The sequence below is a fragment of the Parvibaculum sp. genome (assembly GCF_049651025.1).
GTDB lineage: Bacteria > Pseudomonadota > Alphaproteobacteria > Parvibaculales > Parvibaculaceae > Parvibaculum.
Genome location: NZ_JBASBH010000061.1, coordinates 1 through 20,310, shown reverse-complemented (window position 1 = coordinate 20,310; position 20,310 = coordinate 1). Strand labels below are relative to the sequence as shown.

The 20,310-nt window shown below is 60.6% G+C and carries 21 protein-coding genes; 4 read left to right on the top strand and 17 right to left on the bottom strand.

What is annotated here, in order from left to right:
- Positions 1 to 29 precede the first annotated feature (29 nt).
- The 13 genes from WA943_RS07815 to folK all read right to left on the bottom strand — a co-directional run bounded on the left by WA943_RS07815 (position 30) and on the right by folK (position 12,245).
- Entirely contained in the window at positions 30 to 692 is a 663-nt protein-coding gene (locus WA943_RS07815) for an outer membrane protein (RefSeq protein WP_424469302.1), read from the bottom strand.
- A gap of 154 nt (positions 693 to 846) precedes the next feature.
- Positions 847 to 3,105, bottom strand: a complete 2,259-nt coding sequence (parC, locus tag WA943_RS07810; RefSeq protein ID WP_424469301.1) for a DNA topoisomerase IV subunit A — start codon at positions 3,103 to 3,105, stop codon at positions 847 to 849.
- 93 nt (positions 3,106 to 3,198) lie between these two features.
- Positions 3,199 to 3,927, bottom strand: coding sequence for a DNA repair protein RecO (recO, locus tag WA943_RS07805; protein ID WP_424469300.1), 729 nt, complete (start codon positions 3,925 to 3,927; stop codon positions 3,199 to 3,201).
- Positions 3,928 to 4,020: 93 nt separating this feature from the next.
- The gene (gene era, locus WA943_RS07800; RefSeq protein ID WP_424469299.1) at positions 4,021 to 4,944 is read right to left on the bottom strand and encodes a GTPase Era; all 924 of its coding nucleotides are present in this window, start codon (positions 4,942 to 4,944) and stop codon (positions 4,021 to 4,023) included.
- Entirely contained in the window at positions 4,937 to 5,635 is a 699-nt protein-coding gene (gene rnc, locus WA943_RS07795; RefSeq protein ID WP_424469298.1) for a ribonuclease III, read from the bottom strand. Before rnc ends, era begins: the two co-directional genes overlap by 8 nt.
- Before the next feature lie 2 nt (positions 5,636 to 5,637).
- Positions 5,638 to 6,390, bottom strand: coding sequence for a signal peptidase I (lepB, locus tag WA943_RS07790; RefSeq protein WP_424469407.1), 753 nt, complete (start codon positions 6,388 to 6,390; stop codon positions 5,638 to 5,640).
- A gap of 85 nt (positions 6,391 to 6,475) precedes the next feature.
- A complete protein-coding gene (gene acpS / locus WA943_RS07785) occupies positions 6,476 to 6,892 on the bottom strand; it encodes a holo-ACP synthase (protein WP_424469297.1) in 417 nt (138 codons plus the stop codon).
- Entirely contained in the window at positions 6,889 to 7,668 is a 780-nt protein-coding gene (locus WA943_RS07780) for a pyridoxine 5'-phosphate synthase (RefSeq protein ID WP_424469296.1), read from the bottom strand. The genes acpS and WA943_RS07780 overlap by 4 nt, the downstream gene beginning before the upstream one ends.
- Positions 7,665 to 8,153: a DUF2062 domain-containing protein gene (locus WA943_RS07775; protein ID WP_424469295.1), complete on the bottom strand. Its 489-nt coding sequence runs from the start codon at positions 8,151 to 8,153 to the stop codon at positions 7,665 to 7,667. The genes WA943_RS07780 and WA943_RS07775 overlap by 4 nt, the downstream gene beginning before the upstream one ends.
- A gap of 106 nt (positions 8,154 to 8,259) precedes the next feature.
- Positions 8,260 to 8,847 carry an orotate phosphoribosyltransferase gene (gene pyrE, locus WA943_RS07770; RefSeq protein WP_424469294.1) on the bottom strand — a complete coding sequence of 196 codons (588 nt, stop codon included), beginning with the start codon at positions 8,845 to 8,847 and terminating at the stop codon, positions 8,260 to 8,262.
- 55 nt (positions 8,848 to 8,902) lie between these two features.
- The gene (locus WA943_RS07765) at positions 8,903 to 11,050 is read right to left on the bottom strand and encodes a RelA/SpoT family protein (RefSeq protein WP_424469293.1); all 2,148 of its coding nucleotides are present in this window, start codon (positions 11,048 to 11,050) and stop codon (positions 8,903 to 8,905) included.
- A 126-nt stretch (positions 11,051 to 11,176) separates the two neighbouring features.
- Positions 11,177 to 11,599 carry a DNA-directed RNA polymerase subunit omega gene (gene rpoZ, locus WA943_RS07760; protein ID WP_424469292.1) on the bottom strand — a complete coding sequence of 141 codons (423 nt, stop codon included), beginning with the start codon at positions 11,597 to 11,599 and terminating at the stop codon, positions 11,177 to 11,179.
- Between the two features lie 100 nt (positions 11,600 to 11,699).
- Positions 11,700 to 12,245: a 2-amino-4-hydroxy-6-hydroxymethyldihydropteridine diphosphokinase gene (folK, locus tag WA943_RS07755; protein WP_424469291.1), complete on the bottom strand. Its 546-nt coding sequence runs from the start codon at positions 12,243 to 12,245 to the stop codon at positions 11,700 to 11,702.
- 125 nt (positions 12,246 to 12,370) lie between these two features.
- On the opposite strand from folK, the gene WA943_RS07750 reads away from it, so the two are divergent.
- Together WA943_RS07750 and WA943_RS07745 are read left to right on the top strand one after the other, a co-directional pair.
- A complete protein-coding gene (locus WA943_RS07750; RefSeq protein WP_424469290.1) occupies positions 12,371 to 13,030 on the top strand; it encodes an NYN domain-containing protein in 660 nt (219 codons plus the stop codon).
- The gene (locus WA943_RS07745; RefSeq protein WP_424469289.1) at positions 13,031 to 13,699 is read left to right on the top strand and encodes a uracil-DNA glycosylase; all 669 of its coding nucleotides are present in this window, start codon (positions 13,031 to 13,033) and stop codon (positions 13,697 to 13,699) included. It begins immediately after the preceding gene.
- 51 nt (positions 13,700 to 13,750) lie between these two features.
- Here the strand turns inward: WA943_RS07745 and WA943_RS07740 are convergent, their stop codons facing one another.
- From WA943_RS07740 to dapA, 4 genes are read right to left on the bottom strand one after another with little or no spacing between them, the layout of a single operon-like run.
- A complete protein-coding gene (locus WA943_RS07740) occupies positions 13,751 to 14,422 on the bottom strand; it encodes a sulfite oxidase-like oxidoreductase (protein ID WP_424469288.1) in 672 nt (223 codons plus the stop codon).
- Positions 14,419 to 15,324 (bottom strand): DMT family transporter, encoded by a 906-nt coding sequence (locus WA943_RS07735; RefSeq protein ID WP_424469287.1) that lies wholly within the window; start codon positions 15,322 to 15,324, stop codon positions 14,419 to 14,421. Before WA943_RS07735 ends, WA943_RS07740 begins: the two co-directional genes overlap by 4 nt.
- A gap of 6 nt (positions 15,325 to 15,330) precedes the next feature.
- A complete protein-coding gene (gene smpB, locus WA943_RS07730; protein WP_424469286.1) occupies positions 15,331 to 15,828 on the bottom strand; it encodes an SsrA-binding protein SmpB in 498 nt (165 codons plus the stop codon).
- A 23-nt stretch (positions 15,829 to 15,851) separates the two neighbouring features.
- On the bottom strand, positions 15,852 to 16,727 hold the full coding sequence (gene dapA / locus WA943_RS07725) for a 4-hydroxy-tetrahydrodipicolinate synthase (RefSeq protein WP_424469406.1): 876 nt from the start codon (positions 16,725 to 16,727) through the stop codon (positions 15,852 to 15,854).
- Positions 16,728 to 17,002: 275 nt separating this feature from the next.
- On the opposite strand from dapA, the gene WA943_RS07720 reads away from it, so the two are divergent.
- Positions 17,003 to 19,381: a lytic transglycosylase domain-containing protein gene (locus tag WA943_RS07720; RefSeq protein WP_424469285.1), complete on the top strand. Its 2,379-nt coding sequence runs from the start codon at positions 17,003 to 17,005 to the stop codon at positions 19,379 to 19,381.
- A gap of 5 nt (positions 19,382 to 19,386) precedes the next feature.
- Entirely contained in the window at positions 19,387 to 20,259 is an 873-nt protein-coding gene (locus tag WA943_RS07715; RefSeq protein WP_424469284.1) for an alpha/beta fold hydrolase, read from the top strand.
- Positions 20,260 to 20,310 lie beyond the last annotated feature (51 nt).

The following is a 20,310-nucleotide window of genomic DNA, read 5'->3' as shown; positions in this document are numbered from 1 at the left end:
CGGGGCTGTCTGCATTTCATTCCACAAGCCTAGAACTTGTAGTTGATACCCACGCGCGCAATGTCGATGGCGCCGATATGGCCGGACGTGTTCACGCCGCCGATGTTGTAGTTGTCGTTGCCGAATTCAGCGCGAAGATATTCGCCCTTCACCGACCAGTTATCGACGACCATATATTCAACACCTGCGCCATAGACGCCGCCCATCACGTTCTGCTTGTCCGATGCGCCGTTGACCGAGAAGGTGCTGTTGCCGAAACCGAGACCGGCTGTCGCATAGACGAGCAGCGGATTGGTGCCGAGCTGCGTCGCAAGGTCATAACCGACGCGACCACGAACACTGCCGAAGCTGTTGAGTTCGCTGCCGCAAGGAACGCCCGGCGCGCAAGCGCCCGAGCCGCGCATGTCGCTCCATGCATAGTCGCCTTCAACGCCGAAGATCCAGTCGCCGCTATCGATGTTGAAGCCGAACGTGCCGCCCGCAAGCGCGCCGTCCGCCTTGTGCGATCCGTTGAAGGGCGTGCCGACAGAACGATCGTTCCAGCCGTAGCCGCCGTTCACACCCGCATAGAAGCCGCCCCAGTTGTACGTCGAGAACGGACCGTCATTCGAGCCATCGCCATTCGCGGCCATTGCGGGCGAGGCGAGCGCTGCGAGAGCGACGGTTGCAGCCGCCAAGAACAGATTTTTCATTTTTGCACCTAGTTACTTTTCGTAGTGCCCCTGTCCCGTTAACGCGAAGTCACCACACGTCGTCATGCGCAGCAACACTGCTGCGCATGTTGCGCTGATGCCCGCTCACACGAGACGGTGTAATGAAATCAAGTGTTGCTTCAACGCCGCAAAATTATGGCGCTCCGAAGGCACCGCCAAATTTATGCCCAGAAGGATAGCCCTTTGGCGGCAAGCGGCCTGCCTGCGCGCGCGCGCCACGCCAGTCTTTCAGATCGCTTGCGCTGAAAGTGCGTGCGCGATTCGACCGGTCGTAAACGATCAATCCCTCTTTCAGATTGAAGGTTTTCACGTCGGCCAGACCGCCATCCTTATAGTTCTGAAGCCGCACGCCTTTGCCGCGGCTCATCTCGTTCACCTCGGCAAGCGGGAAGACAAGCAGCTTGCGGTTCTCACCCATAACCGCAACGTGATCGCCCTGCACCACGGTGCAGGCAATCGCCTCGTCTGTGCCTGAAACATTCAGCACCTGCTTGCCCGCACGACGCATTGCAATGACATCGTCTTCGGGCACGACAAAGCCGTAACCTTCAAGCGAGGCGACGAGGAGCTTGCGCTCCGGCTGATGCACGAAAATCTGGATGACCTCGCGCCCTTCTTCCATGTCGATCAGAAGTCGCACCGGCTCGCCATGACCGCGCCCGCCCGGAAGCTTGTCGCAGGAAAGCGTGTAGAAGCGCCCATCGGTTGCAAAGAGAACGAGCTTGTCCGTCGTCTCCGCATGTAGAATGAAACGCTCCGCGTCGCCTTCCTTGTATTTGATGTCGGCATCCGGGCCGAGATGACCCTTCATCGAACGGATCCAGCCCTTGGTCGAATAGACGATGGTGATCGGCTCGCGTTCGATCATCGCCTCGATCGGCACAAACTCGATGGAAGGCGCACCGGAAAATGTCGAGCGACGCTTTCCAAGTGGCGTCGTCTTTCCGAACTTCGTCCTCACATCCTTGATCTCGTCCGACACGCGCGCCCATTGCGCGTCTTCAGACTTCACAAGCGTGTTCAGCACCTTTTGCTCGGCGGTCAGATCCTTGTGCTCGCCGCGAATGACCATCTCTTCAAGCTTGCGCAAGCTGCGCAGGCGCATGTTGAGAATGGCTTCCGCCTGATTGTCGGTGAGCTTGAAGGTGCGAATAAGCTCCTGCTTCGGCTCGTCCTCCTCGCGGATGATGCGGATCACCTCATCGAGATTGAGATAGGCGATGAGATAGCCTTCAAGCACCTCGAGGCGCTTCGCAATCTTGTCGAGCCGGAAATTCGAACGGCGAACGAGAACGTCCTTGCGATGATCGAGCCAGGCGCGCAACACATCGCGCAGGCTCATCACGCTCGGCACCTGACCGGCGGACAGCACGTTCATATTGAGCGAGAAGCGGCTTTCAAGCTCCGTCGCGCGGAACAGCGACTCCATCAGATGCTCGGCCTCGACCGTCTTGCTCTTGGGAACAAGCACAAGGCGAATATCTTCCGAGGACTCGTCGCGCACATCGTCGAGCAGCGGCAGCTTCTTGGCCTGAAGAAGCTCGGCAAGCTTCTCGACAAGCTTCGACTTCTGCACCTGATATGGAATTTCGGTGACGACGATCTGCCAGAGGCCGCGCGGCAGTTCTTCCTTCTCCCAGCGCGCGCGCACGCGGAAACCGCCGCGCCCCGTCGCATAGGCTTCGGCAATCGATTCCTTGCTCTCGATGATGATGCCGCCGGTCGGAAAATCCGGGCCGGGCACCAGTTCAACGAGTTTCGCCGCCGACGCATTCGGATACTTGATGAGATGCAATGCCGCGTCGCAAAGCTCTGCCGCATTGTGCGGCGGAATGCTGGTCGCCATGCCGACCGCGATGCCCGCCGAACCGTTTGCCAGCAGGTTCGGGAAAGCGCCGGGCAGAACCATCGGCTCTTCTTCGCTGCCGTCATAGGTCTCGCGGAAATCGACCGTGTCCTCGTCGAGCCCGTCGAGCAGCAAGGCAGCCACATCGGTCAGCCGCGCTTCGGTGTAACGCATGGCGGCCGCATTATCGCCGTCGACATTGCCGAAATTGCCCTGGCCGTCGATCATCGGATAACGAACGGCGAAATCCTGCGCGAGGCGCACCAGCGCGTCATAGACGGACTGGTCGCCATGCGGGTGGTATTTACCGATGACGTCGCCGACGACACGTGCGGACTTCTTGAAGCCCGAACCGGGATCGAGCTTGAGTTGGCGCATCGCAAAAAGCACACGCCGATGCACAGGCTTCAACCCGTCGCGCACGTCCGGCAGCGCGCGATGCATGATGGTCGAAAGCGCATAGGCCAGATAACGCTCTTCCAGCGCCTCGCGCAGACTGATGTCGGGCGAGGGGGCTTCAGGCGGGGGAGCGATGGTTTTGGCCATGATACTTCGACTTTCAGAAACTCATTCCGTCACGATTCCGCAGGAACAGCGGCGGCGTTACGACGGCAATATAGCAATGATTCGTTCTCGCGATCATGCCGCGCGTGTCGCAACACGCTCCATCAGCCTGATCCGCGCATCCGGCAGATGCCTGTCTTGCGGCGCATAAAGATGCCGCTCGAGGAAATGCCCGGTGATCTTCAGCCCCTCGGCGATATCGGCTGGATTGGCCTCGCCCGCCTGCGTGCCGATCAGAAATTGCGGCAGGCGAAAGAGCCGTTCGGCATATGGCGCACCGGCTGCCCGCGACACCGCGCCGCCGCTGCGTGGCGACACATAGGCAAGATCGTCGCGCGAGCCGGTTGCCGCGCATTGCGCGAGATCGAGACCGAAGCCAAGCTCCTGCAGTAAGCCCAACTCCCAGCGCACGAAAATCGCAGGCCAGATGTCAGGGTCTTCCATCATATCGAGCAAAAGCTCGAAGCCCTCGTAAAGCGCCGGATGGGCTTCGCGCTCGGGGATGATACCGGCGACCGCGCAAGCCGCGCTGAGGCCCGTCAGCGCAAAGGCATCATCCATCAGCACACCGGCGCGCGGCTTCACGACCTCCGCCGTATAAGTGCCGAGATGCTCATTGAGCCGCGCGCGCCAATGCGCGGCGAGGCTGTTGCCCGGCTGAAGCGAAGCCTTGTGCCGACGCCCGGCACCGCCACGCACAAGCCCGAGATGCCGCCCATGTTCGCGCGTGAACAACTCAAGGATGGCGCCTGACTCGCCATAGCTGCGCGTCGACAAGACGATGCCTTCGTCACGCCAGTCCATGACCGCCTGCGGAGTTGAAGTAAAATCTGAACATAGAGCAATTATAGCGCCTTATGAGCAAGTTAAGCGACTTAACTCAACCGACAGGCCCGCTCAGTTCTTCGGAAAATCGAGGCCCATTTCGCGATAACGCTCGCGATCATCGCCCCAGTTTTCGCGCACCTTCACGAAGAGGAACAGGTGAACCTTGGTCCCCAGCATTTCCTGAAGCTCTTCGCGCGCCAACTGGCCGACCGTCTTGATCGTCTGCCCGCCTTCGCCAAGCGCGATCTTCCGCTGGCTCTCGCGCTGGACGAAAATGATCTGCTGTATGCGGATGGAGCCGTCCTTCTTCGTCTCGTAAGACTCTGTCTCGACGGTGAGCGAATAGGGGATTTCGTCGTGAAGCCGCAGGAAAAGCTTCTCGCGCGTGACCTCTGAGGCAAGCGAACGCAGCGGCACATCGGCAAGCTGGTCTTCGGGATAGTGCCACGGCCCCGGCGGCATCAAACCGGCAATGTGGCGTTTCAGATCCGCAACGCCGCTGCCGGTCATCGCCGAGATCATGAAGGTGTCGGAAAACAGGCCCGTCTCGTTCAGGTCGGTCGCGAGCTTAAGCATCTTCTCGCGGCCTTTTTCGGTCAGCATATCGACCTTGTTGAGCGCCAGAATAGCCTTGCGGCCCTGCCCCTTCAGCCCTTCAAGCACGCGCTCCACATCCGAGTCGCGTCCACGCTCAGCATCGACCATTGCCACGACGACGTCGGCATCGCCCGCACCGCCCCAGGCGGCATCGACCATGGCACGGTCGAGGCGGCGCTTCGGCTTGAAGATGCCCGGCGTATCCACAAAGACGATCTGCGTGTCGCCCTCAATGGCGATGCCGCGAATGCGGCTGCGCGTCGTCTGCACCTTATGCGTGACAATCGCGATCTTGGAGCCGACGAGACTGTTCAACAGCGTCGACTTCCCCGCATTCGGTGCGCCGATGATCGCGGCGAACCCGGATTTGGTCTGCGCTGTTTTCGTCTCAGTCATTCTCACTCCAAACTTTTTCCCGCACGAGCATCGCCCGCGCCGCTATCTGTTCTGCTTGCCGCTTGGACCCGGCCGCACCGCTGATCGGCGCGACACCCGAAATTTCAACCTGCACCTTGAAGACCGGCGCATGATCGGGGCCCGAACGTTCGATTTCCTTGTAAGACGGAATGCCCCGTCCCTGTCCTTGCGTCCATTCCTGCAAGGCGGTCTTTGCATCCGTCCGCCGCGCCGGTTCCGCCAGAAGCGGCGCCCATTCGGCCTCGATAAAGGCCCGCGCCGCATCAAGTCCGCCATCGAGATAGAGCGCCGCAATCACCGCTTCGCAAGCATCCGCGACAATGGCGGCCTTTTCGCGCCCGCCCGCCCGTTCCTCGCCGGGCCCGAGCACGAGATATTTCCCAAGCTCGATCCGTTCGGCAGCAGCCGCACAGGCTTCCTTGCGGACAAGCGCATTGTAGCGCACTGCGAGCTCGCCCTCATCAGCATTCGGAAACTCGCGCAGCAGCCATTCGGCAATCACGAGGCCAAGCACACGGTCGCCCATGAATTCAAGGCGTTCATTGCTGAGCGATACCCCACGCCGATGATCCTGTGCGCTCGAATGGTAAAGCGCTCGGATCAACAACTGGGTGTCGGTGAAGCTGTAACCAAGTCGCGCTTCCAGGGCGCGCGTCGTGACGCGGTTCAAGCTCAATCGACCCAGGTGAGAATACGGTTCCAGCGAATGGCCGAGGGCCAGCGCCATACTTCCCAGAAATGGGCGCTGCCATCGGTCGAGAAGAAGATGGTCTCAGCCTTGCCGACAAGATTTTCGAAGGGCACATAACCGACGACGCTCTGGACGCGGCTGTCATTCGAATTGTCGCGATTGTCGCCCATCATGAAATAGTGATCCGGCGGCACGACATAGACGCCCGTATTGTCCGTCACGCTCTCGTCGATGAGATCGAGCGTCGTGTATGAAACCCCACCCGGCAGCGTCTCGCGATATTGCGGAATGCGCTGCACATTGCCGAACTCGTCGCGGCGAACGAAATCCTCGACGCGAACGCGGGGCACGGCGGTGCCGTTGATATAGAGCACGCCATGCTTCATCTGGATTTCATCGCCCGGCAAGCCGATCAGCCGCTTGATGAAGTCGGTTCGGTTGTCGGTCGGCACCTTGAAGACCACGACGTCGCCGCGATGCGGCTGGCGGGCGAGAATACGACCGTCGAAAATCGGCGGGCTGAAGGGCAGCGAATGCTTGGAATAGCCGTAGCTGTATTTCGCGACGAAGAGATAGTCGCCGATCAGCAGCGTCGGGATCATCGAGCCGGAAGGGATGTTGAAAGGCTGGAAAAAGAAGGCCCGGATGACCAGCGCGATCAGCAGAGCATAGCCGATGGTGCGGAGGTTCTCCGCAAATGCGCTTGTACGCGCATTATTCAGCTTTTCAGACATCGACATATACCCAAGCTCCTGTAACCGACCTGTCCCAGGGCCGCGCCGCGAAACAGCCGGGACAATAGCATAACGACGCGCCGCGTCAGCCCTTGCTCTCTATAGAGCCGGGTACGGCCGAAATAATGACGAAAGCTTGTGCAAGCGGGCCATCATCGGTGATTGTGAGGTGAATAATTGCCTCCATACCGCCCGGCGTAATGGCCTCCAGCCGCTTTTGAGCCCCGCCGGTCAAAACCATTGTCGGCTGCCCGCCCCGCAGATTGACGACACCCATATCTTTCCAGAACACCCCCCGGCTCAGCCCAGTGCCCAGCGCCTTGGCGCAGGCCTCCTTGGCGGCAAAGCGCTTGGCATAGGAGGCTGCCCGGTTGCGACGGCGGTCGGATTTCACCTGCTCGACTTCGGTAAAAATACGCTCCGTGAAGCGGTCGCCGAACCGCTCCAGCGTCTTTTCAACGCGGCGAATATCGATCAGGTCGTTGCCGATACCGATAATCATGCGATGCGCGATCCAAGAGCGTCGGCCCGCGCCTTGTCCATAAGCGCGCGCATCCGCCGGATGGTGGAGTCAAATCCGCCGAAGATTGCTTCGCCTACCAGAAAATGCCCGATATTGAGTTCGCGGAGTTCCGCCAATGCGGCAATCGGCGTGACATTGTCGAATGTCAGGCCGTGCCCGGCATGAACCTCAAGCCCGAGGGCAAAGCCCTCACGCGCGCCATCGGCAATGCGCGCAAGCTCCGCCTCGTACCGGGCCGCATCGCACGAATCCACCGCATGCGCATAGGCACCCGTATGCAGTTCGACGACCGGCGCGCCGAGCGCGCAGGCCGCTTCAAGCTGCCGGATATCGGGATTTATGAACAGCGAAACGCGGATGCCGGCATCTGCGAGCCGCTTCACGTAAGGCACCAGATGATTGTGCTGTCCCGCTGCGTCGAGCCCGCCTTCGGTCGTCACTTCCTCGCGCCGCTCGGGCACGATGCAAACCGCATGGGGCTTGTGGCGCAGCGCAATCGCCAGCATTTCTTCCGTCGCCGCCATCTCCAGATTGAGCGGCAAACGATTTTCACCCATCAGCCGATCGATGTCGTGATCGCGGATATGGCGGCGGTCTTCGCGCAGATGCGCCGTGATGCCATCGGCTCCCGCGGCAGCAGCGGCCTCTGCCGCCCGCACCGGATCTGGATGATCGCCACCTCGCGCATTACGGATGGTCGCGACATGGTCGATGTTGACGCCGAGGCGTAGATGCATCGCAGTCTCTCCGCTCATTCTCCGTCCTCCGCCTTTATCGGCACTTTACGCGACATGATGCGCGCCTCAAGCTGCTCGCGGCGGCGCAACTGGTAAGCTGCCACCGTGCTCTTGATGATGAAATAGGTAATCAGCGCCGCCGCAAGCCCAAGCGGCAGCGAGCCGGCCGCCATGGGCAGCAGGACCGGCAGGATCATGTCGAAAGCCTTGGCGCCCATCAGCGTCGACGTAAGGTCGATATCGGGACGGGTAGAGACGCCGAGCATCCAGTTGCCGAGATCGTAAGTCGCAAGCCAGATCGGCGGATAGGTGACGGGATTTCCGATCATCGTGCCGAAAGCCGCCGCCAGCAAATTGCCGCGGAACACCCAGGCAATCAGCATCGCGACGATGATGTGAAAGCCGAGAAATGGCGTGAACGACATGAAGACACCGGCAGCGACGCCGAGCGCCACCATGTGCGGCGTGCCAGTGAGCCGCCAGACACGGCGCCAGATATACATGGTCGCACGTTTCCAGCCGATGCTGGGCCAAAGCCACTCCCGCAATCTCTGTAGAGGACGAAGTGCAACTCTACGCTGAAACACGAAGGGCTTTTCCTGTTCTCACCTATGCCAGACCGCGGCTGCCGGGCTTCACTGCGGGCAAGGCCGCAAGCTCGGGCGGAAGCTTGTCTGCCGGATAGGCAGGGATATCAATCTGCGCGAGCGAGATGAGCTTGACGCCGACCTTCGCCTTGCCGCCCGACCTGTCGATGAGGCAGGCCGCCGCGACAACGCGCGCGCCCGTCGCCCTGATCGTCGCGATGCATTCGCGCGAGGAAACGCCGGTCGTCACAATGTCCTCAACCATCAGCACCCGCATGCCCTTGGTCAAAGGAAAGCCGCGTCGCACGACAAATTCGCCGCCCTCGCGCTCGACATACATGGCCGGAACGCCGAGATGACGCGCGGTTTCATAGCCGGGGATGATGCCCCCGACAGCCGGCGAGACAATGGCATCGATCTTGTCGATGTCGATCTCTTCGGCGACCTTTGCCGCAAGCGCCTTGCAGAGCTTCGACGTGCGTTTGGGGTGCATGAAGACCAGCGCCTTCTGCAGGAACAGCGGACTGTGAAGGCCCGACGACAGGATGAAATGCCCCTTGAGGAGCGCCCCTGCCTTTTCAAATTCCTTCAGAACTCTAGCTTCTTTCATGTGCCCCTCACTATTCGCGCATCGCAATAGCAGATTTCAGAAAATATCGCACGTCCTAGCGCCGGGGGCGGACCACCTGGCTGACGACCGAAATACCGTTCAGCGCCGACATGATGCGCGTCAGATGCTTGAAGTCGCGGACCTCAAGATCGAGTTGCATATCGTAAAAATCGGAATCGCGCTGTGTCATCGTCAGGTTCGTGATGTTGCTGCCATAATCGGCAACAAGCGAGGTGATGTGGCCAAGCGCGCCCACTTCATTGCGCGCCGTGATATTGAGCCGCGCAGGGAAGACCTGCGGATGGTCCGGGTCGATATCCCAGGCAACGTCGAGCCAGCGCGTCATCTCGCCATCAAACTCCGCCAGCGCTGGAGCGTCGATCGGGTAAATGGTCACGCCCTCGCCCGGCGTGATGATGCCGACAATGCGCTCACCCGGCAGCGGGAAACTGTTCGGCGCCATGCGGATCGCCGACCCGCGCCCCTGCCCCGTAATGCGAACGACGCCGCGCTGATCCTCAGAATCGTTTCGCGTAGGCTTGCGGCGCGCGCCCTTCTTCACAGGCAGCTCAGGATAAACCGTTTCCAGAACCTGCTGCGCCGAAAGCGTGCCGTCGCCCACAGAGGCAAGCAATTCGTCCAGGTCTTCCTTATGCAGCGAATGCAATGCGCGCTGAAGAATGACGTCGGAGACTTCCTTGCCGGCCGTCTCAAAAACGCCCTTCAATATCTGGCGGCCGAGGCGACCGAACTCCGCTTCCTTGGCCGAACGGATCGAGCGACGAATGGCCGAACGCGCCTTGCCGGTGGCGACAAAGGCTTCCCATGCGGGTGACGGACGCTGCGCCTGCGAGCGGATGATTTCGACCTCGTCGCCATTCACCAGCACAGAGCGCAACGGCATGTGGCGGCCATTGATCTTGCAACCGACGCAGCTATCGCCGACCTCGGTATGCACCGCATAGGCGAAGTCGATCGGCGTCGCGCCGCGCGGCAGCGTGATGAGAAGCCCCTTGGGCGTGAAACAGAAGACCTGATCGGAGAACATCTGAAGCTTCGTATGCTCCAGAAATTCTTCCGGCGATCCGCCATGCTCCAGCATTTCGATAAGCTGACGGAGCCAGTTGAAAGTGCCCGCAAATTCTTCCGAGCGTTCCGCGCCGCTTGAACCTTCCTTGTAGAGCCAATGCGCCGCGATGCCGAGTTCGGCGACCTCATGCATCTTGCGCGTACGGATCTGCATCTCGACGCGCTTCTGCTTCGGCCCGATCATCGTCGTATGGATCGATCGATAGCCGTTATTCTTCGGCGTGGAGATGTAATCCTTGAAACGCCCCGGCACCATCGGCCAGTTCGAATGCAGAACGCCAAGCGCGCGATAGCAATCCGGCACCTCGTCCACAATGATGCGGAAGCCGAAAATGTCTGAAAGTTGCTCAAGCGAAATCGCGCGGCGCTCCATCTTGCGCCATACCGAATAAGGCCGCTTCTGCCGCCCATCGACCTCGCAGGCGACGCCGCCCTCCAGAAGCTTCGCGCGCAATTCCTCCGCGATACGCTCAACGATATCACCGCTCTCGGCGCTGAATTCATTGAGCCGCTTCATCAGCGTCTCGCGCGCTTCGGGGTTCAGCTCCTTGAAAGCCAGATCCTCAAGCTCTTCGCGAATTTCCTGAATGCCCATGCGTCCCGCAAGCGGCGCATAGATATCCATCGTCTCCTGCGCTATGCGCTGGCGTTTTTCCGCCGACTTGATGAAGTGCAGCGTCCGCATATTGTGCAAACGGTCGGCAAGCTTCACCAGCAGCACGCGAATGTCGTTGGACATGGCGAGCAGGAACTTGCGGAAATTTTCCGCCTGCTTCGATCGTTCCGACGTCAGCTCAAGACGCGTGAGCTTCGTGACGCCATCGACGAGGTTGGCGATCTCCACGCCGAAAAGATCGGCAAGCTCGTCCATCGTCGCGCCCGTATCCTCGATCGTATCGTGGAGGAGCGCAGTCACGATGGTCGCGGTATCGAGCTTGAGATCGGTCAGAATGCCGGCGACTTCAATCGGGTGCGAGAAGTAAGGGTCGCCGCTCGCCCGCATCTGGCTGCCATGCTTTTTCATGGCATAGACATAGGCACGGTTGATCAAGGCTTCATCCGCACGCGGATCATAGCCCAGGACACGATCAACCAGCTCGTACTGCCGCAACATTCCAGTTCTTCTCCGCGGGGCCTTGCGCCCCGCCGCAAAACAAAAAGCGCCGCCCTACCTTCCGGCCGGGGCGGCGCTTGAATTCGATCGGCGTTCGGGAGTGAAAATTCCTCTCCGTCCCTTCGCTCAGTCTTCCCCGTCCATATCGTCCGCATCTGCGGATTTCTGCTGCGGCGAGTCTATCTGGGTCTGGATGGCGCGGAGAAGCTCTTCTTCGCTCATCCGGTCGCTGGAACCGGCCGCCGCACCAAACGTGTCGACCACTTCGGCCGACTCGCCGGACGTCAGAAGATGCACGGCTTCCGCTTCGGTCTCTTCCGTTTCGACGCGCTTCTGCATGCTGCCGATCAGATCTTCGCGCAGATCGACCGGAGTAATCGTCCGCTCGGCGATTTCACGAAGCGCCACAACCGGGTTCTTGTCGTTGTCGCGGTCGATGGTCAGCTCGGCACCGGCCGACATGGCACGCGCGCGATGCGCCGAGAGCAGAACCAGCTCGAAGCGGTTCGGCACCTTATCGACGCAATCTTCAACGGTTACACGCGCCATAGGACGGACTCCGGGGTAAGTATGGGTTACCGGGTATTTAGGGGCTCAGCCATGAGAAGGCAAGGCAAAACAGGCTGTTAGAGCCGCGATTTGGTGCCAATCAGGCCGGGAGACGCTCGATTTCGGCGATTGCGGCAGCGCCTTGCCCCGCCTTGACCTCCTCGATAAGCCTTGCCGCTCCCTCGCCCAGCACGGGATGGCGCCATTCCGGGGCAATTTCGAGCAGCGGAACAAGCACAAACCCCCGTTCGGCCATGCCCGGATGCGGCAGCGCCATGGGAAGCACCCCTGGCCCCGCTTCCAGCCCGCGAGGTCCCGTCGCGACCACGACCTCCCCGTCATAATCGAGCAAATCGAGATCGAGCGTCCGTGGCGCCCAGCGGGCCTCCCGGACCCGCCCGAACATGGCCTCGACCCGGTGCAAGGCCGCAAGCAGGTCGGGAGCCGGCAGCGCCGTCTCGATGGAGGCGACCGCATTCACATAGGGCGGCTGGACATATTCGGCCATGGCGGGCGTCAGATAGAAGGAAGAGCATTTGCGGATTGAAATGCCGAAAGCAGGCATGGCGGCAATCGCCGCCTTGAGCGTGTCGCGTGGCTCGCCGTAAACCGTCGGCAGGTTTGCGCCCATTCCGATGAGGATCATTCAAAACACCCGGCAAGCGCCGCTCGAAAGCCGTTCCAAAAACGCCGCCCTTTCTATAGCTTGTGTTGCATATAAAAAGACCCCGCATCTCATATTTCAATCGTAAGCATATACAGGCAGAGCCGATGAATTTTTATCCGCAGGAACGGATCGCCCTTTTTATCGATGGTGCCAATCTCTACTCAGCCGCTCGCGGCCTCAATTTCGATATCGACTACAAGCGCCTGCTCGAACATTTCCGCAGCAAGGGCACGCTGATCCGCGCGTTCTACTACACCGCACTGCTCGAGGATCAGGATTACTCCCCGTTGCGCCCCCTGATCGACTGGCTCGACTATAACGGCTACTCGGTCGTGACGAAGCCCGCCAAGGAATTCACCGACGCGCAGGGCCGCCGCCGCATCAAAGGCAATATGGATATCGAGCTTGCCATCGATGCGATGGAGATGGCGCCGAATATCGATCACCTCGTCCTCTTCTCCGGCGATGGCGACTTCCGTCGCCTCGTCGATGCCGTGCAGCGCAAGGGCAAACGCGTCACCGTCATTTCGACGACACGCAGCTCGCCGCCCATGATCGCCGACGAATTGCGCCGCCAGGCAGACCAGTTCGTCGATCTCGATACGATGCGCGCCGCCATTGGCCGCAGCGGCGACGGCAATCATCAGCCCGCGCGCCATCCCGCACAGACGGCGCCGCAGCCAAATGCCATCGATGAAGATGACGACGAATATGAGTATGACGACGATGAAGATGACGACGACGATTTGCCCGCGCGCGCCTGAATGGCAAACGTTTCAGCCTTGAATCCTGCATCGCCGACAGAGCCGCCACGCGACTGCCCGCTTTGCCCGCGCCTCGTCGCCTATCGGCACGCCAATCAGGCCGCGCATCCCGACTGGTTCAACGGCCCCGTGCCGTCCTTCGGCACGGAAGACGCGCGGCTTCTGATTGTCGGCCTCGCGCCGGGCGTTCAGGGCGCGAACCGCACCGGGCGCCCCTTCACAGGTGATTTTGCCGGCGACCTCCTTTACTCGACGCTGATCGAATACGGTTTTGCAAAAGGTCATTTTGATGCGCGGCCTGACGATGGGCTGATGCTTGTCGACGCCATGATTACAAACGCGGTGCGCTGCGTGCCGCCGCAAAACAAGCCGACGCCGCTTGAGTCAAACACCTGCCAGCAGTTTTTGAAGGCGCGTTTTTCCGCGATGCCGAAATTGAAAGCCGTTCTGGCGCTTGGCCGCATTGCCCATGAAAGCATCGTCACGACAAACGGCCTGAGACGCTCGAAATTCGCTTTCGCCCATCAGGCGAGCCACGACATGGGCAGCGGAATTCATCTTTTCGACAGCTATCACTGCTCGCGCTACAACACCAACACGCGCCGCCTCACGCCGGAAATGTTCCACGCCGTGTTCAAGGATATTCGGGCTTATCTGGACAAGGCATGAGGGAAGTCCCTCACCCAACCCTCTCCCGGAGGGAGAGGGCCAGAAACAGCGTCAGCTATACCGCTGTTCCGTCCACGGATCGGCTTCATTGTGATAGCCGCGCTCTTCCCAGAAACCGGGCTTGTCCGTCGCGCTGAATTCGATCCGGCGGATCCACTTCGCGCTCTTCCAGAAATACCATTGCGGAACTATGGCGCGAACGGGGCCGCCATGCTCGCGCGTCAGCCGCGCGCCTTCCCAGCTATGGGCGATGATGACATCCGGCTCGGCGAAGACCTCGAGTTTGATGTTCGTCGTATAGCCATCATACGAATGAAAAATGACGTGGCGGGCATCCGCCTTCGGCTTCACGAAATCGAGAATCGTCTTCGATGAAACGCCATCCCATCGATTGTCGTAACGGCTCCATGTCGTCACGCAATGAATGTCGCTGACGAAGCGCTCCTGCGGCAGCGACATGAATTCATCAAAGGTCCATGTGAGCGGATGTTCGACAAGCCCGTCAACGGCAAGCCGCCATGTATCCAGCGGAAGCTCCGGCTGAATGCCGAGATCGAGCACGGGCCATTTGTCGACAAGATGCTGGCCGGGCGGCAAGCGGTTCGCATGGTCGTTATCGACGCGCCCCGTCAGGTGCCTGCCCGCCTCCGCCGTCTTTTCTTTCGAGCGGATCAGCTTGTCCTTGATCTGCCCGATCAGACCCGGCTTGTTGTCATCGCTCATTGCTGATCCTTCCGCCTGCTTTCGGCAAAACCGACACCACCCAGAATAAGCGCCATGCCCGCTGCATGGTAGAGGTGAAACGGTTCGCCGAGCAGCAGGATTGCGAGCAGGCTCACGATCATCGGGACGAGATAGAGCGTAATCCCCGCGCGCGATGCCCCCAGCAGCTCGACACCACGGTTGAAACACAGATAGGCGACAAGCGACGGGAAAATCGCGACATAGCCGATGGCTGCGAGATTGATGGGCAATAGCGTGACCGGATCGCCGTTCATCGTCTCCGTGATGTAAAGCGGCAGCATGGAAAGCCAGCCGACAGCAAAGGTCGCGGCAACGAAGCTCAACGGGTTGAGCTGCGGCCGCCATCGCAGCCCGACCGAATAGACGGCATAAACCACGACGCCTGCGAGAATCCACACATCGCCCGGATTGAACGAAAACGCCGCCATAAGCGCGGGGTCGGCGCGAAACAGCATGACGAAGACGCCGACAAGCGCGACGACAATGCCGACAAGCTGCCGCGCGGTCGGGCGCTCTCCCAAAAGCGCCGTCATGCCGACGATCAGCATCGGCATGACCGATTGCAGCACGCCGCTATTGATCGCCTGCGTGCTGTGCAGCCCGATATAGAGGCATGCATTGAAGGTGGAAATGCCGAGAAGGCCGAGAACCACAATCCTGAGCCAATAGGCCTTGAGCACCTGCGCGTCGGCCATGAGAGGCCGAATCGCGAAAGGAAGCACGATCAGAAAGGCGAGAAACCAGCGCCAGAAGGCAAGCCCGATGGGCGGCATGGTGTCGATGACCGCGCGCCCGACAATGGCATTGCCGCTCCAGAAAAGTGCCGTCAAGAAAAGCAGCAGGTAGGGGCGGTTGAAAATCCACTGAACAAGGGCGCGCAACGGGCTTCAGCCCTTCTCACGCATCAGGCGCGCCTTGTCGCGCTGCCAGTCGCGTTGCTTCTCCGTCTCGCGCTTGTCGGCGAGCTTCTTACCCTCGGCAAGCCCAAGCTCGACCTTCACGCGGCCCTTGTCGTTGAAATACATCTTCAGCGGCACAAGCGTCATGCCCTGACGCTGCACAGCCTGCGAAAGCTTGTCGATCTCACGGCGATGCAGCAGCAGCTTTCGCGGCCGCCTTGTCTCGTGGTTGAACTGATGCGCCTGCAGATAGACGGGAATATAGGCGTTGAGCAGCATGATCTCGCCCTGCTTCGTCGGCTGGGCATAGGCCTCATTCAGGCTGCCATGCCCGACGCGAAGCGACTTCACCTCAGTGCCATGCAGCTCCACACCCGCTTCGAACGTGTCGGAGATCGAATAGTGAAAGCGAGCCTTACGGTTGTCGGCAATGATCTTCTTGCCGTCGCCGAGCTTCTTTTTTGCGCCGCCGCTTTTGGAGGACATGTTCCCTCAGTTGGTGTCGAGGGTCAGTTCAGCAGACCCGCATGCCGCATAGCTTCGCGCACTTTCACCTGAACAGGCTCAGTAACCGATGTCATCGGCAGACGAATTTCGTCGCGGCAAAGACCGAGCAGGCTCGCTGCGTATTTCACCGGACCGGGGCTCGGCTCAAGGAACATCGCATTGTGGAGCGGCATCAGACGATCCTGAAGCTCCAGCGCGCGCGCGAAATCGCCCTTGAGCGTCGCCGTCTGGAATTCCGCGCAGAGTTTCGGCGCCACATTGGCCGTTACAGAAATGGAGCCGACGCCGCCATGCGCGTTGAAGCCGAGCGAGGATGCATCTTCACCTGACAACTGAATGAAATCCTTGCCGATCAGGTGGCGCTGCATGCTGGTGCGCGCAAGATTGGAGGTCGCATCTTTGACGCCGACGACATTCTTCAGTTCGGCGAGGCGCACCATCGTCTCAACGCTGATGTCCACGATATTGCGGCCCGGAATATTGTAGAGGAAAATCGGCAAATCGACGGCGTCGCTGATCGCCTTGAAGTGCTGATACTGGCCTTCCTGCGAGGGCTTGTTGTAATAGCCAGTCACACTGAGCACTGCATCCGCGCCAACATCCTTGGCAAAACGCGTCAGCTCGATCGCCTCGACCGTATTGTTCGACCCCGCACCGGCTATAACCGGCACGCGCTTCTTCGTCACCTCGACGCAAATCTCGACGACGCGCTTGTGCTCCTCATGGCTGAGCGTCGGCGACTCGCCCGTCGTGCCGCAAGGGACCAGCCCATGCGTGCCTTCGGCAATCTGCCACTCCACCAATTTGGCGAACGCCTCCTCATCAACCTTGCCGTCCCGAAACGGGGTGATGAGGGCGACGAACGATCCCTTGAACATCTTCATTTGCTCCAATAGCCCGCTCTCAAGTGGCAAGGCGGCGCGCAAGATAACCATAAGCCGTGGAAGCGGCAAGGAAACTGGCCTGAAACCGAGTTGTGACCTTGCGTGCAGTTGCCCCGCTTGTTAGCACGTTGGTAGACTCAATAAACGATAATCTGCCGTGGAATAGCCCTTGTGCCTAAGGGAAGTTCAACGACAAGCATTGGCGCCGGGGGCATCCGGCAATTTAACAAGATTAGGCGGCTCCATTGCCGGATCAGGCGTGTACCAGAATGTCGTGTCTGAAGCAGGTGCTTTTTGCGCCCTTGATGGCGCTCACGCTCGCGGCCGCGCTCATGCTCGGGTCGCACGATTCCGCCAGCGCCCAGACTGCGACAAAAACGCATAAGGCGCACAAGGCGGCTGAAACCTCAAAAAAGCCCAAGGCAAAGCCGCACGCCAAAAAGGCGGTGCACCATAAAAAGACCGCCAAGGCCGTTCCGGTAAAACCCAAGCGCCATCTCGCCAGCGTTACCTCGACGCTGCTGACCGCCGCCGATCTCGCTGCCATTTCCGACGCTTTCAACGAGGCCGACCGGAAAAACTGGCCGGAAGCGATGCGGCACATGAAGCGCCTGAACGACCCGGCGGCTGCAAAGCTCATTCTCTGGTCGCGCCTTGTCGCGCAGGATTCAGGTGCCACGCTGGCCGAGATCGTGGCCTTTCAGGAACAAAATCCCGACTGGCCTCGCCAGGCGCTCCTGAACCGCCGCGCTGAAGAGGCGCTGCTCGCGTCTCCCAAAAGCAATCAGGACACAATCACCTGGTTCAGTTCCCATCCGCCGCTGACCGGCGACGGCAAGATTCGCTTCGGTCAGGCGCTGATTGCCTCCGGGGACAAGGAAAGCGGAAAAAACTGGATCCAGCGCGCCTGGGCTGAAGACGATTTTTCCCCCGCCCGCCAGAAGGAAATCCTGGTGAACTTCCGGGGCTTGCTCACATCCTCCATCCACAAGGCGCGGCTCGACCGCCTGCTTGCAGATAAACGCACCACCGAGGCCAAGACAACGGCGGCACTTATCGGCGAGGGTGCCAAGGCGCTGACCGAGGCGCGCATCCGCCTGATGAACCGTTCAGACCTTGCCGACGACGCTCTGTCGCGCGTGCCGACATCGCTGAAAAGCGATACCGGCCTCCTCTTCGACCGCATCCGCTACGAGCGTAAACGCGGCAATGACGCAGCCACCCTGCCGCTCATCCTGACCGCGCCTGGCAAACCGCATCAGGCGGTGAGCATCGATGCCTGGTGGGTCGAACGCAAGATTGCGGCTCGCGTCGCGCTGAACCTCGGCCAGTACAAAGAGGCCTACAGCATCGTCTCGAAGCATGGGCTGAAGGAAGGCGCGGATTACGCCGACGCCGAATTCATGAGCGGCTGGATCGCGCTGCAATACCTCAACAAGCCCGGCGATGCGCTGGCGCATTTCCTGCGCCTCAAGGATGCGGTCTCAACGCCCATCAGCAAAGCACGCGCCGAATATTGGTGCGCGCGCGCCGCCTCTGCACAAGGCGACAAGAAGACGGCGGAGCTTTACTACCGCCTCGCCGCGCACTATCCGACGACTTTCTATGGCCAGCTCGGCACGGTCGCGCTTGCAAGCTTCGGCAGTGGCGAAGCGCGTCTGCACCTGCCCAAAGACCCGACGCCGAGCGCCGCCGAAAAGGCCGCCTTCAAGAAACTCGAACTCGTGCATGTCGCGCAGATATTGCATGACCTCGGCCGTGACGGTCAGGCCTGGAGCTTCATGCTGCATCTGGCCGATATTCTGGAAGCGCCGCAGGAGCTTGTGCAGCTTGCGGATATGGCGCTCACTTTCGACGATCCGAAACTGTCGCTACGCGTCGCCAAGACCGCATCCCAGCGCAACATGGTTCTGCCGCAGCGCGCCTATCCCGTTTCGTCCATGCCTGCTTTCACCGCCAAAGGCCCGCCCGTCGAAAAGGCATTGGTCTATGGCCTGTCGCGTCAGGAAAGCGAGTTCGATCCCGCTGCCATGAGCCCCGTGGGCGCACGCGGATTGATGCAGCTCATGCCGAACACGGCCCGCGCCGTTGCCCGCCAGATTTCGGTGCCTTACTCCGTCAATCGTCTGACGTCGGACCCCGCCTATAACGCCATGCTCGGCTCAGCGCATCTCGGCGACCTGATCGACGGCTATAGCGGCTCTTATGTGATGAGCATCGCGGCTTACAACGCCGGTGCATCCCGCGTCGGCGAATGGCAGGGCCAGTTCGGCGATCCGCGCTCCACCGCCGTCGATCCGATCGACTGGATCGAAAACATTCCCTTCTCCGAAACGCGCAACTACGTGCAGCGCGTCATGGAAAATCTCGAAGTCTACAGAACGCGCCTGAGCGGCAGCGCACAGAAAATTCGCCTGAGCGAAGACATCCGCCGCAACACGGGCGCGCCAATCACATTGCCAGCTCGCGTGCCCGGCAGGATACCGCTCGCCTCGCCGCTTATTCCGGCATCGGCGATGGCCCCGGTGACCGAAGAGGAAGAAACCCTGGCCCAAGCGCAGCCCAAGCCAGTGCATAGCCTGAACGACGCTGCCGAAGACGCGCGCACGCCGCTGCTGCCGCCCAAGCGCGGAAACGCCAAACGATGACTGCAATGCAATCGACCGCCCCTTACCGCGATCTGTTCTATACATCGCAGGACGGCCTGCGCCTCTTCGCCAAGGACTTTGGCGAGCGCACCTCGAAGCAGGTCCCGGCAATCTGCCTGCCGGGCCTCACCCGGAACTCCAAGGACTTCGAGGCGCTGGCAAGCCATCTCTCTGCCACGCGCCGCGTCCTCTGCCCCGATTTGCGCGGCCGCGGCCGCTCGCAATATTGCGAAAGCTGGAGCGACTACACGCCGCAAAACGAAATGCTCGACGTGCTCGATCTGATGGGCGCAGCCGGCATCCATCAGGCGGCCTTCATCGGCACATCGCGCGGCGGCATCGTCACCATGCTGCTTGCCGCCCAACGACCAAACGCTGTGCGCGGCGCCGTGCTGAACGATATCGGCCCTGAAGTTTCAATCGACGGGTTGAAGCGCATTGCAGGATATGCCGGCGCGATGGAAGCGCCCGCCACCTGGACGGAAGCCGCCTTCAAGCTGCGCATGATGAACGAGCGCGACTTCCCCACCCTGACCAGCGACGACTGGTATGAGCAGGCACGACGCACCTTCGCCGAAGAAGGCGGCGTGCCGAAGATCGACTATGACGCCAAGATCGGCACCGCATTGCGCAAGGGTCTGGAAGCGGCGAACGGTGCCCTTCCCGATATGTGGCCGCAGTTCAAGGCGCTGGGCCATGCGCCCGCTCTCGTCATTCGCGGCGAGAACTCCGATATTCTGAGCGCCGAGACGATGCAGCGTATGGAAAAGCAGCATCCGAAAATCACTGGTGTGACCGTCAAGGATCGCGGCCATGTGCCCTTCCTCGACGAAGCGGAAGCGCTCACCGCCATCGACACATTCTTCGCCACGCTCTAGCGCGCTCGCCTTATCCGCAGCATCCGCGTTGCGCCGATCTGAAACTCGAAC

Bases quoted from the DNA above. Each gene is read 5' to 3' on its own strand.
- era (WP_424469299.1), bottom strand. From the start codon at position 4,944: ATGACTGAGACGAAAACAGCGCAGACCAAATCCGGGTTCGCCGCGATC.
- parC (WP_424469301.1), bottom strand. From the start codon at position 3,105: ATGGCCAAAACCATCGCTCCCCCGCCTGAAGCCCCCTCGCCCGACATC.
- WA943_RS07745 (WP_424469289.1), top strand. From the start codon at position 13,031: ATGGCAAACGTTTCAGCCTTGAATCCTGCATCGCCGACAGAGCCGCCA.
- WA943_RS07740 (WP_424469288.1), bottom strand. From the start codon at position 14,422: ATGAGCGATGACAACAAGCCGGGTCTGATCGGGCAGATCAAGGACAAG.
- WA943_RS07815 (WP_424469302.1), bottom strand. From the start codon at position 692: ATGAAAAATCTGTTCTTGGCGGCTGCAACCGTCGCTCTCGCAGCGCTC.
- lepB (WP_424469407.1), bottom strand. From the start codon at position 6,390: ATGTCTGAAAAGCTGAATAATGCGCGTACAAGCGCATTTGCGGAGAAC.
- WA943_RS07715 (WP_424469284.1), top strand. From the start codon at position 19,387: ATGCAATCGACCGCCCCTTACCGCGATCTGTTCTATACATCGCAGGAC.
- WA943_RS07750 (WP_424469290.1), top strand. From the start codon at position 12,371: ATGAATTTTTATCCGCAGGAACGGATCGCCCTTTTTATCGATGGTGCC.
- WA943_RS07780 (WP_424469296.1), bottom strand. From the start codon at position 7,668: ATGAGCGGAGAGACTGCGATGCATCTACGCCTCGGCGTCAACATCGAC.
- rpoZ (WP_424469292.1), bottom strand. From the start codon at position 11,599: ATGGCGCGTGTAACCGTTGAAGATTGCGTCGATAAGGTGCCGAACCGC.
- smpB (WP_424469286.1), bottom strand. From the start codon at position 15,828: ATGTCCTCCAAAAGCGGCGGCGCAAAAAAGAAGCTCGGCGACGGCAAG.
- WA943_RS07775 (WP_424469295.1), bottom strand. From the start codon at position 8,153: ATGTATATCTGGCGCCGTGTCTGGCGGCTCACTGGCACGCCGCACATG.
- pyrE (WP_424469294.1), bottom strand. From the start codon at position 8,847: ATGAAAGAAGCTAGAGTTCTGAAGGAATTTGAAAAGGCAGGGGCGCTC.
- dapA (WP_424469406.1), bottom strand. From the start codon at position 16,727: ATGTTCAAGGGATCGTTCGTCGCCCTCATCACCCCGTTTCGGGACGGC.
- acpS (WP_424469297.1), bottom strand. From the start codon at position 6,892: ATGATTATCGGTATCGGCAACGACCTGATCGATATTCGCCGCGTTGAA.
- WA943_RS07765 (WP_424469293.1), bottom strand. From the start codon at position 11,050: ATGTTGCGGCAGTACGAGCTGGTTGATCGTGTCCTGGGCTATGATCCG.
- recO (WP_424469300.1), bottom strand. From the start codon at position 3,927: ATGGACTGGCGTGACGAAGGCATCGTCTTGTCGACGCGCAGCTATGGC.
- WA943_RS07720 (WP_424469285.1), top strand. From the start codon at position 17,003: ATGTCGTGTCTGAAGCAGGTGCTTTTTGCGCCCTTGATGGCGCTCACG.
- folK (WP_424469291.1), bottom strand. From the start codon at position 12,245: ATGATCCTCATCGGAATGGGCGCAAACCTGCCGACGGTTTACGGCGAG.